14 protein-coding genes are annotated in these 14,620 nt (G+C 73.1%); 4 read left to right on the top strand and 10 right to left on the bottom strand.

The annotated features are described in order from the left end of the window. Positions 1-78 precede the first annotated feature (78 nt). Complete coding sequence (locus ACWD6P_RS31510; RefSeq protein ID WP_451447589.1) at positions 79-1,521, top strand: amidase; 1,443 nt, start codon at positions 79-81, stop codon at positions 1,519-1,521. A gap of 57 nt (positions 1,522-1,578) precedes the next feature. On the opposite strand, the gene soxR is transcribed toward ACWD6P_RS31510, so the two are convergent. Next, a complete protein-coding gene (gene soxR, locus ACWD6P_RS31505; protein ID WP_451447588.1) occupies positions 1,579-2,088 on the bottom strand; it encodes a redox-sensitive transcriptional activator SoxR in 510 nt (169 codons plus the stop codon). Between the two features lie 131 nt (positions 2,089-2,219). Here soxR and ACWD6P_RS31500 point away from each other — a divergent pair, with 131 nt between their 5' ends. Next, a complete protein-coding gene (locus ACWD6P_RS31500; protein ID WP_451447587.1) occupies positions 2,220-2,681 on the top strand; it encodes a MaoC family dehydratase in 462 nt (153 codons plus the stop codon). On the opposite strand, the gene ACWD6P_RS31495 is transcribed toward ACWD6P_RS31500, so the two are convergent. Together ACWD6P_RS31495 and ACWD6P_RS31490 are read right to left on the bottom strand one after the other, a co-directional pair. Further along, the gene (locus ACWD6P_RS31495) at positions 2,662-3,330 is read right to left on the bottom strand and encodes a TetR/AcrR family transcriptional regulator (protein WP_451447586.1); all 669 of its coding nucleotides are present in this window, start codon (positions 3,328-3,330) and stop codon (positions 2,662-2,664) included. The genes ACWD6P_RS31500 and ACWD6P_RS31495 overlap by 20 nt on opposite strands. 98 nt (positions 3,331-3,428) lie before the next feature. Then, entirely contained in the window at positions 3,429-4,589 is a 1,161-nt protein-coding gene (locus tag ACWD6P_RS31490) for an acyl-CoA dehydrogenase family protein (RefSeq protein WP_451447585.1), read from the bottom strand. Between the two features lie 109 nt (positions 4,590-4,698). Here ACWD6P_RS31490 and ACWD6P_RS31485 point away from each other — a divergent pair, with 109 nt between their 5' ends. Further along, positions 4,699-5,355: a TetR/AcrR family transcriptional regulator gene (locus ACWD6P_RS31485; protein WP_451447584.1), complete on the top strand. Its 657-nt coding sequence runs from the start codon at positions 4,699-4,701 to the stop codon at positions 5,353-5,355. A gap of 52 nt (positions 5,356-5,407) precedes the next feature. Beyond that, positions 5,408-6,373 carry an urea transporter gene (locus tag ACWD6P_RS31480; RefSeq protein WP_451447583.1) on the top strand — a complete coding sequence of 322 codons (966 nt, stop codon included), beginning with the start codon at positions 5,408-5,410 and terminating at the stop codon, positions 6,371-6,373. A 9-nt stretch (positions 6,374-6,382) separates the two neighbouring features. On the opposite strand, the gene ACWD6P_RS31475 is transcribed toward ACWD6P_RS31480, so the two are convergent. From ACWD6P_RS31475 to ACWD6P_RS31445, 7 genes are all read right to left on the bottom strand, one after another. After that, positions 6,383-7,726, bottom strand: coding sequence for an MFS transporter (locus ACWD6P_RS31475; RefSeq protein WP_451447582.1), 1,344 nt, complete (start codon positions 7,724-7,726; stop codon positions 6,383-6,385). Positions 7,727-7,921: 195 nt separating this feature from the next. Then, positions 7,922-9,004 carry a Zn-dependent alcohol dehydrogenase gene (locus ACWD6P_RS31470; protein ID WP_451447581.1) on the bottom strand — a complete coding sequence of 361 codons (1,083 nt, stop codon included), beginning with the start codon at positions 9,002-9,004 and terminating at the stop codon, positions 7,922-7,924. Between the two features lie 86 nt (positions 9,005-9,090). After that, entirely contained in the window at positions 9,091-10,509 is a 1,419-nt protein-coding gene (locus ACWD6P_RS31465; protein ID WP_451447580.1) for an aldehyde dehydrogenase family protein, read from the bottom strand. 77 nt (positions 10,510-10,586) lie between these two features. Continuing rightward, positions 10,587-11,486 (bottom strand): NAD(P)-dependent oxidoreductase, encoded by a 900-nt coding sequence (locus tag ACWD6P_RS31460; RefSeq protein WP_451447579.1) that lies wholly within the window; start codon positions 11,484-11,486, stop codon positions 10,587-10,589. A 78-nt stretch (positions 11,487-11,564) separates the two neighbouring features. After that, positions 11,565-12,866, bottom strand: coding sequence for an MFS transporter (locus ACWD6P_RS31455; protein WP_451447578.1), 1,302 nt, complete (start codon positions 12,864-12,866; stop codon positions 11,565-11,567). Beyond that, complete coding sequence (locus ACWD6P_RS31450) at positions 12,867-14,294, bottom strand: CitMHS family transporter (RefSeq protein WP_451447577.1); 1,428 nt, start codon at positions 14,292-14,294, stop codon at positions 12,867-12,869. 77 nt (positions 14,295-14,371) lie between these two features. Next, positions 14,372-14,620: hypothetical protein (locus ACWD6P_RS31445; RefSeq protein WP_451447576.1), on the bottom strand; the 249-nt coding region annotated here is incomplete at its 5' end.

The raw sequence follows: 14,620 nt of genomic DNA, 5'->3' as shown, positions 1-14,620 counted from the left end.
GGCTTCCCGGCGCGGGCGTCGGCCTTCGCGCCCGTACGGCAGCAGGGCCGCACGGGCACCCGTAGGAGGTGGACGTCCATGGGCGAACTGCACGATCTGACCGCGCTCGAACAGGCCGAGGGGATCCGGTCGGGTGAAATCTCACCCGTCGAACTCACCGAGCACTACCTCGCGCGGATGGATCGGCTCGACGACACCCTGGGTGCCTTCATCACCCGAACGCCGGAGATCGCCCGCAAGCAGGCCGCGGAGGCCGAGAGCGAGGCCGCCGCGGCCCGCCGCGAGGGCCGCGGGCTCCCGCCGCTGCACGGCGTCCCGGTCCCCGTGAAGGACCTCCACCACGTCGCCGGGGTGCGCTGCACGATGGGTTCGCGGGCGCTGGCCGACCATGTGCCGACCGTCGACGACCATGTCACGGACAAGCTGCGGGCGGGCGGCACGATCCTGCTCGGCAAGACCAACACCCCCGAATTCGGGCTGCCCTGCTACACCGAGAACGGCATCGCGCCGCCCTCGCGCACCCCCTGGGACCTGGCCCGCTCGGCGGGCGGCTCCAGCGGCGGGGCGGCCGCCGCCGTCGCCGGCGGCCTGGCGCCCGTCGCACACGGCAGCGACGGCGGCGGCTCGATCCGCATCCCGGCGTCGGCCTGCGGTCTGTACGGCATCAAGCCCAGCCGGGGCCGGGTCAGCGGCGGCCCGGTGCTGCACGACATCACGGGGCTGGCCACCTCCGGCCCGCTGGCCCGTACGGTCGCCGATGCGGCCACCCTGCTGGACGTCATGGCCGGCCAGATGCCCGGCGACCCGTACGCGGCGCCGTCGCTGCCGCCCGGCGAGACCTTCGCCTCGTACACCCTGCGCGACCCCGGCCGGCTGCGGATCGCCTGCCTCACCGAGGCGCCCATCCCCGGCATCGAGGTCCACCCCGACTGCCGCACGGCCACCGCCGACACCGCCGCGCTGCTGACCGGCCTCGGCCACGAGGTCGAGGAGCTGTCGCTGCCGTCCGACGAGGCCATCCGGCACGCCTTCTCCCGTGTCTGGGCCGTGATGGCCGCGACCCGCCCGGTGCCGCCGGAGGGCGAGGAGCTGCTGATGCCGTTCACCCGCCATCTGCGCGGCCTCGGGGCCCAGATCTCCGGACCGGACTTCGCGAAATCGGTGTACGCGTTCCGCGCGCTCGCCCAGTCCCTCGCCGACGGCCTGATGCCGCCGGGCGCCGGCTACGACGTGCTCCTCTCGCCGACCCTGGCCACGCCCCCGGTGGCCGTCGGCGCGCTGCGCAACGACACCGCCCCGCAGGACGAACTCTCCGCCCTCGCGGCCTTCACCCCGTTCACCGGGCTCTACAACATCACGGGCCAGCCGGCCGTCAACGTCCCGCTGCAGTGGAACGCCGAGGGCCTGCCGATCGGTGTGATGCTGGCCGGCCGGTACGGCGACGAGGCGACGCTGATCGCGCTGTCCGCACAGCTGGAGCAGGCCCGCCCGTGGGCCGCCCGCAAGCCGGCCCTGTGGTGAGGTGAGCGCCGGCTGACCGGGCGCGCCCGTCCCCTCCCGGGGCGGGCGCGCCCGCCCTCATTCCCCTGTGTCCTGCGGACACGACGGCCGGGGCTCGGCGTCCCTGGCGCTCCGGTCGACCCGCAGCCGCCGTGCGCCGGGCCCCTGCTCGCCGAGGTTGTCGTACGGGTTGGACAGCGCGCACTTCTCCAGCGAGAGGCAGCCGCAGCCGATGCAGTCGGTCAACCGGTCGCGCAGCTCCACGAGTTGGCTGATCCGCTCGTCCAGCTCGGAGCGCCAGACCTGGGAGAGCCGGGCCCAGTCGTCGCGGTTGGGGGTGCGCTCGTCGGGCAGCTCCGCCAGCGCGTCCCGGATCACCGCGAGCGGGATCCCGACCCGCTGCGCCGCCCGGACGAAGGCGACCCGGCGCAGCGCGTCACGGGTGTAGCGGCGCTGATTGCCGGCCGTCCGGGTGCTGCTGATCAGCCCCTTGGACTCGTAGAAGTGCAGCGCGGACACCGCCGCGCCGCTGCGCGCGGAGAGCTGGCCGACGGAGAGCTCATGAACCTTGAACGGAAGCTGGGGCACGTCTCAACCCTAGCCTCCGGGCCTTTCGCGGGCGTTGACAGCGGGTACCCGCACTCCCCATGCTGAGCAAGCGCTTAGAAGGGTCGGCCGGCGGACGGCGGCGCCTGTGGATACCGAGGAGGCAGACGGACATGGCAGAGCCCCGGGTGTTTGGATCGCTCGACGAGCTGCGGGCCGCGGTCGGCGAGGAGCTGGGCACGAGTGACTGGCTGGAGATCGACCAGAAGCGGATCGACCTGTTCGCCGAGGCCACCGGCGATCACCAGTGGATCCATGTGGACCAGGAGAGGGCCGCGGCCGGCCCGTTCGGCACCACCATCGCGCACGGCTATCTGACGCTGTCCCTGCTGCCGGCCTTCGTACCGCAGCTGATGCGGGTCGACAACGTGAAGATGGGGATCAACTACGGCACCAACAAGGTGCGCTTCCCCGCCACGGTCCCGGTCGGCTCACGGCTGCGCGCCACGGCGAAGGTCGCCGAGGTCGCCGAGGTGAAGGGCGGGGTGCAGCTCACCACCGTGGTGACGATCGAGCGCGAGGGCGGCGACAAGCCGGTGTGCGTCGCGGAGTCGGTCAGCCGTTTCTATCTGTAGCGGGGCCCTTCGGGGCGGCGCCCTTGGGGGCGGCGCCCACCATCCGCAGTACGAGGTCGGCGTAGAGCGTGCCGACCTCGTCGGGGGTGCGCGAGCCGTCCGCCGAGAACCAGCGGGCGACGTCCACGCACAGCGACAGCACCGCGAGGGTGGTGCCCGGCACGTCGTCGGCCCGGAACTCCCCGCTGTCCGCGCCGTCCTGGATGATCTGCCGCAGCAACCGGTCCGTCCGGCGGCGCAGACCGGCGATCTCGGTGTAGTGCTCGGGGCTCAGCGCCTGGAGTTCGTACTGGATGACCCGGGCGGTGGTGTGGTGCTCGGCGTGCCAGCGGGCGAAGGTCCGCACGGCGTCGCCCAGCCGCTCGGCGGCGCTGCCCTCGGCCTCGGCGGCGGCGCCCATGATGCGCAGGGCCTTCTCGTGGCCGATGCCGCTGATGCGGTAGAGCAGCTCTTCCTTGGTCTTGTAGTGGATGTAGAGGGCGGCCGGGCTCATTCCGGCCCGGCCGGCGATGTCACGGGTGGTCGTGGCGTGGTAGCCGCGCTCGGCGAACGCCTCGACGGCGGCGCTGACCAGCCGTCGCGCGGCGTCCGGGGTCACCCCGGCCCACTCCTCGCTCTCCTCCGCAGCCTGCTTCGCCGCCGCACCCATCGCCGCACCCCGCTCCTCGATCCGTCAGGGACGTTCCCCTGACGGATCGAACACCATACCGCGTGACTGAGCAAGCGCTTAGGGTCAGTCCGGTGAGGTCAGAAGGCGGAGACCCCGGTCAGCGCGCGTCCGATGACCAGCTTCTGGATCTGGCTGGTGCCCTCGTAGAGGGTCATCACCCGGGCGTCGCGCAGCAGTTTGCCGACCGGGTACTCGTCGATATAGCCATAGCCGCCGAAGACCTGCAGGGCGTTGCCGGCCGCGCGCACCGCGGCCTCGGAGGCGAACAGCTTGGCCTTCGACGCGGCGGTCGCGAACGGCTCGCCGCGCTCGATCAGATCGGCGACCCGCCAGGTCAGCAGGCGCGCGGCGTCCACGTCCACCGCGATATCACTGATCAGCTCCTGCACCAGCTGATGGCCCGCGATGGGCTTGCCGAACTGCTCGCGCTGCCCCGCATAGCCGACGGCGGCGTCCAGCGCGGCCTGGCAGATGCCCACACAGCCGGCGGCGACCGACATCCGGCCCTTGGCCAGCGCGGACATCGCCACCGAGAAGCCCTTGCCCTCGGGCCCCAGCATCGCGGCGGCGGGCACCCGTACGCCGTCCAGCACCAGCTCCGCGGTGGCCTGGCCGCGCAGCCCCAGCTTTCCGTGGATCTCGCGGCGCTCCAGGCCGGGGCTGTCGGCCGGCACCAGGAACGCGCTGATGCCCTGGTGGCCGGGGGCGTCGCCGGTGCGGGCGAAGAGCAGTACGACATCGGCCCAGGTGCCGTTGGTGATGAACGTCTTGGCGCCGTCGAGGATCCAGTCTCCGTCGGGGCCCCCGTCGCGGACCGCGCGGGTGGCGAGGCGGGCCGCGTCGGAGCCGGTGCCGGGCTCGGTCAGGCCGAAGCAGCCGACCGCCTCGCCGGAGGTGAGCCGCGGCAGCCACTCCCGCTTCTGCCGCTCGTCCCCCCAGGACGCGAGGGTCTTGGCGACCAGCCCCAGCGATACGGAGACGATGCCGCGCACCGAGGAGTCGCCGCGGCCCAGCTCCTCGGTCACCAGGACGTAGGAGAGATGGTCGCCGCCCGAACCGCCGTACTCCTCCGGGACGGTGAGCCCGAGGAAGCCGAGGTCACCGAGTCTCTTGACGATGCCGCGGTCGACCTTCTCCGCGCGGTCCCAGGCGGCGGCGTACGGCGCGACCTCGCGGTCGACGAAGTCCCTGGCGAGCCGCCGTGCGGCGGTCTGCTCCGCGCTGAGCTCCAGATCCATCCCGGCCCCTCTCTCGGACGAGAGCAGCACCGCGCACGCCCGGGGCGCAGGCGGTTTCCGCTTAATTAGCACTGCTAGTTTTCGCTGGGCAGCCTCTACTATGTGCGTCATGGCCCGACCCCGCAAGCCCCTGCTGAGCCGCGAGCGCATCGTGTCCACGGCGCTGGAGCTGATCGACTCCGAAGGGCTGCCGGCGCTCTCCACCCGCCGGCTGGCGGCGGAGCTGGGTGTGAGCGGGCCGTCCCTCTACAACCACTTCACGACCAAGGACGAGATCCTCGACGCGGTCGCCGACACGGTCATCGCCGAGGTCGACGTGTCGACGTTCCGAGAGGGCGGGGACTGGCGCGCGGGGCTGCTCGACTGGGCCCGCTCCTACCGCGCGGCGCTCGCCGCGCATCCGCACATCGTGCCGTTCCTCGCCCAGGGCCCGGGGCGGCGCCCGGCCGGGCTGAAGATGGCCGATGCGGCGTTCGGCGGGATGGTCGAGGCGGGCTGGCCGCCGGCGCAGGCCACCCGGGTCTGCGCGATGGTCCGCTACTTCGTGGCGGGCTCCGCGCTGGGCTCGTTCGCCCGCGGCTTCGTGGACGATCCGAGCGCGTACGACCCGGCCGACTATCCGCACCTGGGCCAGGCGCACCTCCTCGCGGAGCATCAGCGCCGGGTGGACGAGGGCGCATTCGAGACCGGCCTGCGGGCCCTGGTGGACGGCCTGGCGCTGCAGCACCCCGAGCTCGTACCGCGGCCGGAGGGCACGCAGCTGTAAAGTGCATCCGCCTCTGGCGGGCAGGGGCACGGTGCAGGAAGCAGGAGGCGGCGTGCGCGCGCTGGCGACGGCTCTCAACGGCCCTTTCCGGACGCCTTGCGGACGGTTCGTCATCGAGGTGCTGCGCGGTCAGGCGCAGGTCGACTTCCTGCCGAACGCGCTGACCGGTGCGGTGTTCTCGGCCGGTCTGTTCGCGGCGGGCTGGGCGTACGGGCTCTACGGGCTGATAGGCACGGCCGTGGGCACCGCCACCGCCCGCTTCCTGGGCGTGGACCGGGACCGGATCACCGCGGGGCTCGAAGGGTTCAACGCCTGCCTGGTGGCCGTCGGCTGCGCGGTGTTCCTCGGCGCCGACCGCCTCTCCACCGCGCTGCTCGCGCTGGCCGGCAGTGCGGTGGTCACCGTCCTCGCCGGCGCCGCGGCGCGGATACTGGCCACCTGGGAGCTGCCCGCCTTCACCCTGCCGTTCTGTCTGACGGCCGGCGCGCTGACCCTCGCCGCGCCGGGCTTCCAGAGGGTCTGGCACCAGGACGCGGGCCCGGCCGCGCTCCCCCGCCCGGCCGTCGGCCCCGCCGCCCTCACCTTCTCCGACCTCTGGCACGCCTTCTTCGCCAACGTGGGGCAGATCTTCTTCATGCCGCAGTGGTACGTCGGCCTGATCTTCCTGCTGGGCATCTTCGCCGCCTGCCGCCGGGCGGGCGTGCTGGCCTGCGTCGGCAGCGTCGTCGGCATCCTCACCGCATGGGCCCTCGGCGCACCCGCCGAGCAGGTGGCCGAGGGCGCGCTGGGCTACAACGCGGTGCTGGTGGCGATGGCGCTGTGCGGGGTCTTCCTGGTCGCGGACGGCTGGAGCCTGGCGTACGCGGTGACCGGCGCCGCCGCCGCGACGGTGCTGAGCCCGGCCCTGACCGCGCTCTTCGCGCCGTCCGGCGGCCACGCCTTCACCTGGCCGTTCGTCCTGGTCTCGCTGGCCTTCCTGACGGCCGCGCCGGCCTTCCCCCGGCTGCGCAGGGCGTAGGGGTTCCTCTCAAGGGCGCGGGGCACCGCCCTTCGCCCGGCGGGTGAGCAGCCAGATGGAGGCCAGGGCGAGGACGGACAGCGCCATGATGTACGCGGACACCGCCATCGAGGTGCCGGTCGCCTCCAGCAGCAGCACCATCAGGAACGGCGCGAGCCCGCCGCCGAGGATCGCGCTGATCTGATAGCCGAGCGAGGCGCCCGTATAGCGCATCTCGGGGGTGAACAGCTCGGCGAACAGCGCGGCCTGCGGGCCGTACATGATGCTCAGGAAGCAGCTGCCGACGAAGGTGCCGACGGCCAGCCACACCAGCGACGCGGTGTCGATGAGCAGAAACATCGGCACCGCCCAGAGCAGCAGCCCGGCGGCGCCCGCGGCGTAGACCCGCAGCCGGCCCACCCGGTCGGAGAGTGCCGCGGCGGCCGGGATGAGGACCAGCTGGGTGAGGCTGACCAGCAGCGAGACGGCCAGTACGGAGGTGCGCCGCATCTCCAGCTCGCGGGTGGCGTAGTCCAGCACTCCAGTGATCAGGATGTAGAAGGTGGCGGTGTTCACCGCGAACGAGCCGCCGGCCAGCAGGACCGTAGCGAGGTGCTGCCGCAGAATGGTCCGCAGCGGTGAGCGCCGGGCCGCGGCCGCCTTCTCGGACGCCGCCAGCCTTTCCTCCGCGGCCCGGAATTCGGGCGTCTCCTCGACATGGAGGTGGATGTACCGGGCGAGGATCAGCACCAGTACGCCGACCAGGAACGGGATCCGCCACCCCCAGGTCCCGAACGCCCGCTCACCGGTGAGGGCCCCGGCCAGCAGGAAGACGGAGTTGGCGGTCATCACCCCGAGGGGCACGCCGAGCTGCACCAGCGAGCCGTACAGTCCGCGCCTGCCCTCGGGGGCGTACTCCGTGGCCATCAGCATCGCGCCGCCCCACTGGGCGCCGACCGCGATGCCCTGCAGCAGCCGCAGCACGACCAGCAGGACCGGCGCGGCCAGCCCGATCGTGTCGTAGGAGGGCAGCAGGCCGATGGCGGTGGTGGCCAGCCCCATCAGGGTCAGCGCGAGCACCAGCATGGGCTTGCGGCCGCGCCGGTCGCCGAGGTGACCGGCGATCACCCCGCCGACGGGGCGGGCGAGAAAGCCCACCGCGAAGGTCGCGAACGAGGCGAGCACACCGGCCGCCCGGCTGCCCGAGGGGAAGAAGGCGTCGCCGAGGACCAGCGCGGCGGCGATGCCGAAGACGAAGTAGTCGTACCACTCGACGGCGGAAGCGAGGGCGGCGGCGGTGGCGACCCTGCGGCGGCTGCGGGCGGAGGGCGGGGTTGCGGTGCTGCCGTGGGGCGCGGAGGGGGCCGGGTCCATGCGTGCACGCTCCGGGGGTCCGGGGGGAGGGGGGCGGCGCCATGATGCCGGGCGAACGTACCGACCAGCCGGTACGGCGTCAACGGACCGCGCGGCACGAGTTCTCGGCGGCCCGCACGCACACGGGGCCGGACGCCTCCCGCGCCCGGCCCCGCCGCGTCGCCCCCGTTCCCCCCGGAAGCCGACCGCCCGCGCCTAGAAGACCACCAGCGCCCGCCCGCCCTTCCCGGCCACCATCGCCTCGAAGGCGGCCGGGATGTCGTCGAGGCCGATCCGGTCGGTGACCAGGGCGGAGAGGTCGAGGGCGCCGGAGCGGATGTGCCCGGCGATGACGGGGAGGTCGCGGGCCGGGTCGCTGTTGCCGTAGACGCAGCCGGCGAGGGTCCGGCCGAAGTAGAAGAGCTCCAGGGCGGAGAAGGCCACCTGCTGGTCCTGGCCGCCGATGCCGACGACCGTCGTACGGCCGCCGCGCCGGGTGGCCGACCAGGCCGTACGGATGGTGTCGGCGCGGCCCACGCACTCGACGGCGACATCGGCGCCCACGCCCCCGGTGAGCGTGCGGACCCGCTTGGCGGTGTCCTCGCCGGCCACCACGAATTCGGTGGCGCCGGCCGAGCGGGCCAGCTGCTCCTTCTCCGGGGAGACGTCCACGGCCACGATCGGGCCCGCCCCCGCGATCCGTGCCGCCTGCAGCGTGGCCAGGCCCACCCCGCCGACGCCGAACACCGCCACCGACTCCCCCGCCCGCACCCGCGCGCTGTGGTGCACCGCGCCCCAGCCGGTGAGCACCGCACAGCCCAGCAGCGCGCCGTCGGCGAGCGGCACCCCGGCCGGCAGCGGCAGCGCGGCGTGCGCGGGCACCACGGTCTCCTCGGCGAAGGCGGCGGTGCCCAGGCCCGGGTAGAGCTCGGTGCCGTCGGCGGCGACCCGGGCGTACGGGGCGCTCGCGGCGAGGCCGGAGTGGGCGCACAGCCAGGGCTCGGCCAGCCGGCAGAAGTGACAGTCTCCGCAGGACGGCGCCCAGTTGAGGACGACCTCATCGCCCGGGGCCACCGTGGTCACCCCGGCGCCGACCGCGGTGACGGTGCCCGAGCCCTCGTGCCCGAGGACGGCCGGGGCGGGCTGGCGCAGCGTTCCGTTGGACAGCGAGAGGTCGGAGTGGCAGACACCGGCGGCGGCGAGCTTGATGCGGACCTGCCCGGGGCCGGGCTCGGGCAGCTCGATCTCGGTGATCTGGAGCGGGGCGTTGACGGCGGGCAGTACGGCGGCGCGGACCACGGGGTCTCCTCGGGGCGGCGGCGGACGGCGAAAGGGGTGCTGCCGCGCGGCCGGCGGGCGGTAAGGTCCGCCGCCGCGCGGCCCGGTCAGAACTGGAGCGACTTGGTCTGGAGGTACTCGGCCAGCCCGTGCGGGCCCAGCTCCCGGCCGACACCGGACTGCTTGTAACCGCCGAACGGGGCGAGCGGGTTGAAGCGGCCGCCGTTGATGTCGACCTGCCCGGTCTCCAGGCGCCGGGCGAAGGCGACCGCCGTCTCCCGGTCGCCCGCCCACACCGCCCCGCCCAGCCCGTAGGCGGAGTCGTTGGCGATGCGCAGCGCCTCCTCCTCGCTCTCGTACTTCAGGATCGACAGGACCGGGCCGAAGATCTCCTCCTGCGCGATCGCCATGTCCGTCGTGACGTCGGCGAAGACGGTGGGGCGTACGAAGTAGCCCCGCTCCCGGCCCTCGGGCGCGTCCGGTCCGCCCGCCACCAGGCGCGCGCCCTCCTGCACACCGCGCTCGATGTAGCCGCGCACCCGGTCGCGCTGCTTGGCGTTGACGACCGGGCCCAGCCGGCTGCCGTCGTCCTGCGGGTCGCCCACGAGGTAGGTGCCGACGGCCTCCGCGGCCAGCGCCACCGCTTCCTCGTACTGGTCGCCGTGCACCAGCATCCGGGTCAGGGCGTTGCAGGACTGGCCGGAGTTGCGCATCACATCGGCGACGTTGACCTGCACCGCCTTGGCCAGATCGGCGCCCGGGAGGATGACGTTGGCGGACTTTCCGCCCAGTTCGAGGGCGACCCGCTTGACGTCACCGCCGGCGATCGCGCCGATCTTCCTGCCGACCGCGGTCGATCCGGTGAAGGACACCAGGTCCACGTCCGGGTGCTCGGCCAGCGCCTGGCCCGCGACCTGGCCGAGCCCGGTGACGAGGTTGAAGACACCGGCCGGTACGCCCGCCGCGTCCACGCACTCGGCGAAGAGCTGGGCGGTGAGCGGGGTGTCCTCGGCGGGCTTGAGGACGACGGTGCAGCCCGCGGCGAGCGCCGGCGCGACCTTGTTGACGACCTGGTGCAGCGGGTAGTTCCAGGGCGTGATCGCGGCGACCACGCCGACCGGCTCGTGGTAGACGGTGGAGTTGCCGATGCGCTCCTCGAAGGCGTAGGAGGCGGCCAGTTCGGCGTACGAGCCGGTGATCACGACGGGCAGCCCGGCCTGTACCCGCCGGCTGAAGCCGAGCGTGGCGCCCAGCTCGGCGGTGACGGTCTGGGCGATCTCCTCCGTACGGGCGGCGAGCTGGTCGCGCAGCGCGGACAGCCGGGCGGCGCGCTCGGCCGGGGCGGTGGCGGCCCACCCGGGCAGCGCGGCGCGGGCGGCGCGCACGGCGGCGTCCACGTCCTCCGCCGTGCCGGCCGGGACGGTCGCGATGACCTGCTCGTCGGCCGGGTTGACCACATCGATCGTCCCGGCCCCCGCGGCGGGCCGCCAGGTGCCGTCGATGAACATCGCGTCGTGGTGCTTCACTTCGTCGTCCTCCCGGGCCGGTGGTGGTCAGCACCCAAACTAGCGCCGGTAGTTTTGCGCCGCCAGGCCGTATTCACTCACGCCTCGGCGGTGGGTTTGTGCATCTCCGCCATCACGCTGACGAATCCTCCACCGCCGTGGCCCGCGGCGATGGTCCGGTCGGCGAGGCCCTTGACGGCGCTGAGCACCTCGGTGTTGAGGCCGCGGTGCTCGGCCGCCTCGATGATGTGGGCCAGGCCCGCCGCCTCCATGACGATGTTGTCCTGGTCGCCGGAGAACACCCCGCGGTCCAGATCCTCGGCCATCGCCCGGGCGATCGCCGGCAGGATCCCCACGATCGCCTCGGTGAACGGCGCGAACTCCCCGGCCGGTATGCCCTCCGTCCCGGACAGCGCGAAGGAGTGCACCAGCCCGGCCATCGCCGAGTAGAAGAAGCCGAGCAGGGAGAGGTCGTAGACCGCCGCCGTACCGGGGTCCTCCCCCAGGTACACGGCCCGGCCGCCGAGCGCCTTGAGGACCGGCTCGTACGTCGTGAACGCCTCCCGCGCACCGCTGTAGAGGATGGTCGCCTCGTCCTGCCCGATGACCGGCGTCGGCACCATGATCGAGCCGTCCAGGTAGTCGATGCCGTGCCCGGCGGCCCAGGTGGCCGCGGCCCGCGAGCGCTCCGGCGTGTCGGAGGTGAGGTTGACCAGCACCCGGCCGGACAGCCGCGCGCCGACCGGCTCCAGGATCGCCCCGGACGCGCCGTAGTCGACCACGCACACGATCACCAGCGGGGCGGCCGCCACCGCCTCGGCCACCGTGTCCGCGCGCACCGCGCCCCGCCCGACCAGCTCGTCGGCCCTGCCCGGCGTACGGTTCCAGACCGTCGTGGGGTGCCCGGCCCGCAGGAAGGCATCGGCCAGCGCGCGGCCCATGGCGCCGAGTCCGAGGACGGTCACGGGGGTGGGGGTGTGCTGCTGCGAGGTGCTCATCGAGATGCTCCGCATCGTTCCCGTCGGGGCCCGGCCCACTGCCGGTCCCGCTGTGCACACCACCCTGCCGACCTGCCCTTACGGTCCCCTTCGGGTTTGCTTACGGTCACCTGGGGCGGCCTTGCGGAGCCGGCGGCCCGTCCGGTTGTCCCGCGCGGCGGCGGGCACGCTCCCGCCGTCCCGCTCACCTCCGGTACGGGCGGCCAGACCGGCGGAGGTCAGCAGCAGCACACCGAGCATGACGAAGGGCGCGGCGGTGCCCGCGAGACCGGCCAGCAGACCGGCACCGGCCGGGGCGGCGACCTGACCCAGGCGGTTGCCGGTGAGGCGGAGCGCCAGCGCCGTACTGCGGGCCCGCTCGGGGGCGGCCTGGACGACGGTGGTCATCGACAGCGGCTGGCCGACGCCCAGGCAGAAGCCGAGCCCGCCCAGCATCACGGCCAGCCCCCAGACCGGCACCGGCAGCACCAGACCGCCGCACAGCAGCCCGGCCAGCGCACAGCTGCCGGCCATCAGCGCGGTGCGCCCCAGCCACCGGATCATCGGCGTCATCACCAGCCGGCAGGCGATGGTGGCCGCGGCCCGCAGACTGAGCAGCAGGCCGATGGTGGCGGGGGCGATCGCCCGGTCCTCCCCGATGACGGGGAGGTAGGCGGTGAGGATGTCGGTCGCGGAGAGCACGGCCAGGCTCATGAAGATGCCGGCCGGTACGCCCCGGGTGCGCAGGATGCGGCGCACCGGGACCGGCGCTCGCGCCGCGGGAGCCGGATCGCCGGCGGCCGGTGCCCGGCGGGGGCGCTGTTCCAGGCGCCAGAGCGAGGCGTAGGAGACGGCGGCGACCGCGCCGGCGACGAGCAGGGCGGTGGCGCTGGTGGGCGCCATCTTGCCGTTGTGCTCGGAGATGACCAGACCGGCGGCGACCGGGCCGATCAGCTGGCCGAGCGAGGCGCCGACGGTGAAGTGGCCGAAGTTGCGGTCGCGGTCCTCGGGTGCGCTGCGGCGCGCGACGATCGACTGGGCGCCGATGACGAAGCACAGGTGCCCCAGGCCCATCACCCCGCTCCAGGCGGCCATCGCGGGCAGTGACCCCGCCAGGCCGCCGAGCGCGCAGCCGCCGCCGATCAGCGCCACCCCGACGACCAGCAGCGGCGCGCAGCGGCCCTGGTCGGTACGGCGGCCGAGCGGGACGGCGGCCAGCAGCGGCAGCAGGGCGTAACAGGCGGTGATCACGCCAATAGCCCGCTCGTCGGCGCCCAAGGCGAGGGCCCGGTAGGAGACCGCCGGCCTGGCCATGCTCACCGCTCCCTGCGCGAAGGAGAAGGTGACGACCAGGCGCAGCAGCCAGCTCCTGCCGGGCCCCGCGGTATCGGTCGCGGTCATCTAGATGATGCCGAAGAGCAGACCGGCTCCCAGGACCACGAGCGAGGTGAGGGCGGCCCACTTGACGGTGAACTTCGTGTGGTCGCCGAACTCGACCTTGGCCATGCCCACGAGCACGTACACGGCGGGGACCAGCGGGCTGGACATGTGCAGGGCCTGGCCGACCAGGGAGGCGCGGGCGATCTCGATGGGAGCCACACCGTGGGCGGCGCCGGCCTCGGCGAGGATCGGCACGATGCCGAAGTAGAAGCCGTCGTTGGACATGAAGTAGGTCAGCGGGATGCTGAGGACGCCGGTGACGATGCCCATGTGCGGGCCGAGCGCGTCCGGGATGCCGGAGACCAGCCAGCGGGCCATGTGCTCGACCATGCCGGTGCCGGTGAGCACACCGGTGAAGACGGCCGCGGCGAAGACCATGCCGGAGACGTTCAGGACGTTCTCGGCGTGCGCGGCGATCCGGGCCTTCTGGTCCTTCATCTGCGGGAAGTTGACGGTGAGTGCGATGGCCGCGCCGAGCAGGAAGAGGACCGGGATCGGCAGGGTCTGCAGGATCAGCAGGGTGAGCAGCGCGACGGTGAGCGCGGCGTTGAACCAGTAGAGCTTGGGGCGCAGGGTGGCGCGCTGCGGGTCCAGCCCCTGGAGGTCCAGGTCGCGCGGATCGCCGTCGGAGCCGGTGGGGGCGGCGCCGCCGGTGGGGTGCTTGCCGGCGGCGGATGCCCCGCCCTTGACGCCGGTGCCCGCCCCGACCAGGACCTGCTCGGTCTCCTTCTCGTCCGCGGTCTCGGTCACGATCCGGGTCTCGCCGAGGGTCAGTACGCCCAGCCGCTTGCGCTCGCGCCGGCCGAGGACGTACGCGAGGACGAAGACGGCGGCCAGGCCGACGGCGAGTGCGGGGATCATCGGGATGAAGATGTCGCCGGCGTCCAGCTTGAGCGCGGTGGCGGCGCGGGCGGTCGGGCCGCCCCACGGGAGCGTGTTCATCACGCCGTTGGCGGTGGCGGCGACACCGGTCATGACGACCAGGCTCATCTTCAGCCGCTTGTACAGCGGGTAGAGCGCAGAGACGGTGATCATGAAGGTGGTGGAGCCGTCCCCGTCGAGCGAGACGATCGCGGCGAGCAGCGCGGTACCGACCACCACCCGTACCGGGTCCGCCTTGCAGAACCTGAGGATGCCGCGGACGATCGGGTCGAAGAGACCGACGTCGATCATCACCCCGAAGTAGATGATGGCGAACATCAGCATGGCGGCCGTGGGGGCCAGGTCACCGATGCCCTTGACGACGTAGTCGCCCAGGTTCGCGCCCTGTCCGACCAGGACGCAGAACAGCGCGGGAATGAGCACGAGCGCTGCCATCGGTGACATCTTCTTCATCATGATCAGCACCAGGAAGGTGGCGATCATGACGAATCCGAGGATTGTCAGCATTAGGGGTACCTCACGTTCGCCCTTGAACATCAGCCGGGGGTGGCGGTTGGGGTGACGGTAGGTGCCGCAAAGTTTTGTTAACAAGGACTTGACGCCGGAGCAATACGAGCAAAACGCTTCCGCTGCGCTTTGCCTGCTGCCCACGTTTTTGGCTTTCCCGCCGTGGGGGTTGCGCTTGTTGCGCCTGCGGCGGGCTGTTGCCGCTGCGCGGGGCGTTTTCGGGTGCGGTGGCGGTCCTCCGGGGCAGGGGTGTGGGACTGCTTCGCTTTATGCAGGAACAGGAAGCTCGCGAAGACCGTCACCATCACCACCGCCGCACTGGTGAC

The organism is Streptomyces sp. NPDC002446 (assembly GCF_053595675.1).
Note: the sequence above shows the minus strand (reverse complement) of the source record. Positions and strands in the feature narration are given on the sequence as shown.

Coding starts and splice junctions, on each gene's coding strand:
- ACWD6P_RS31485 (WP_451447584.1), top strand. CDS start 4,699: ATGGCCCGACCCCGCAAGCCCCTGCTGAGCCGCGAGCGCATCGTGTCC.
- ACWD6P_RS31500 (WP_451447587.1), top strand. CDS start 2,220: ATGGCAGAGCCCCGGGTGTTTGGATCGCTCGACGAGCTGCGGGCCGCG.
- ACWD6P_RS31495 (WP_451447586.1), bottom strand. CDS start 3,330: ATGGGTGCGGCGGCGAAGCAGGCTGCGGAGGAGAGCGAGGAGTGGGCC.
- ACWD6P_RS31510 (WP_451447589.1), top strand. CDS start 79: ATGGGCGAACTGCACGATCTGACCGCGCTCGAACAGGCCGAGGGGATC.
- ACWD6P_RS31490 (WP_451447585.1), bottom strand. CDS start 4,589: ATGGATCTGGAGCTCAGCGCGGAGCAGACCGCCGCACGGCGGCTCGCC.
- ACWD6P_RS31460 (WP_451447579.1), bottom strand. CDS start 11,486: ATGAGCACCTCGCAGCAGCACACCCCCACCCCCGTGACCGTCCTCGGA.
- ACWD6P_RS31455 (WP_451447578.1), bottom strand. CDS start 12,866: ATGACCGCGACCGATACCGCGGGGCCCGGCAGGAGCTGGCTGCTGCGC.
- ACWD6P_RS31450 (WP_451447577.1), bottom strand. CDS start 14,294: ATGCTGACAATCCTCGGATTCGTCATGATCGCCACCTTCCTGGTGCTG.
- ACWD6P_RS31475 (WP_451447582.1), bottom strand. CDS start 7,726: ATGGACCCGGCCCCCTCCGCGCCCCACGGCAGCACCGCAACCCCGCCC.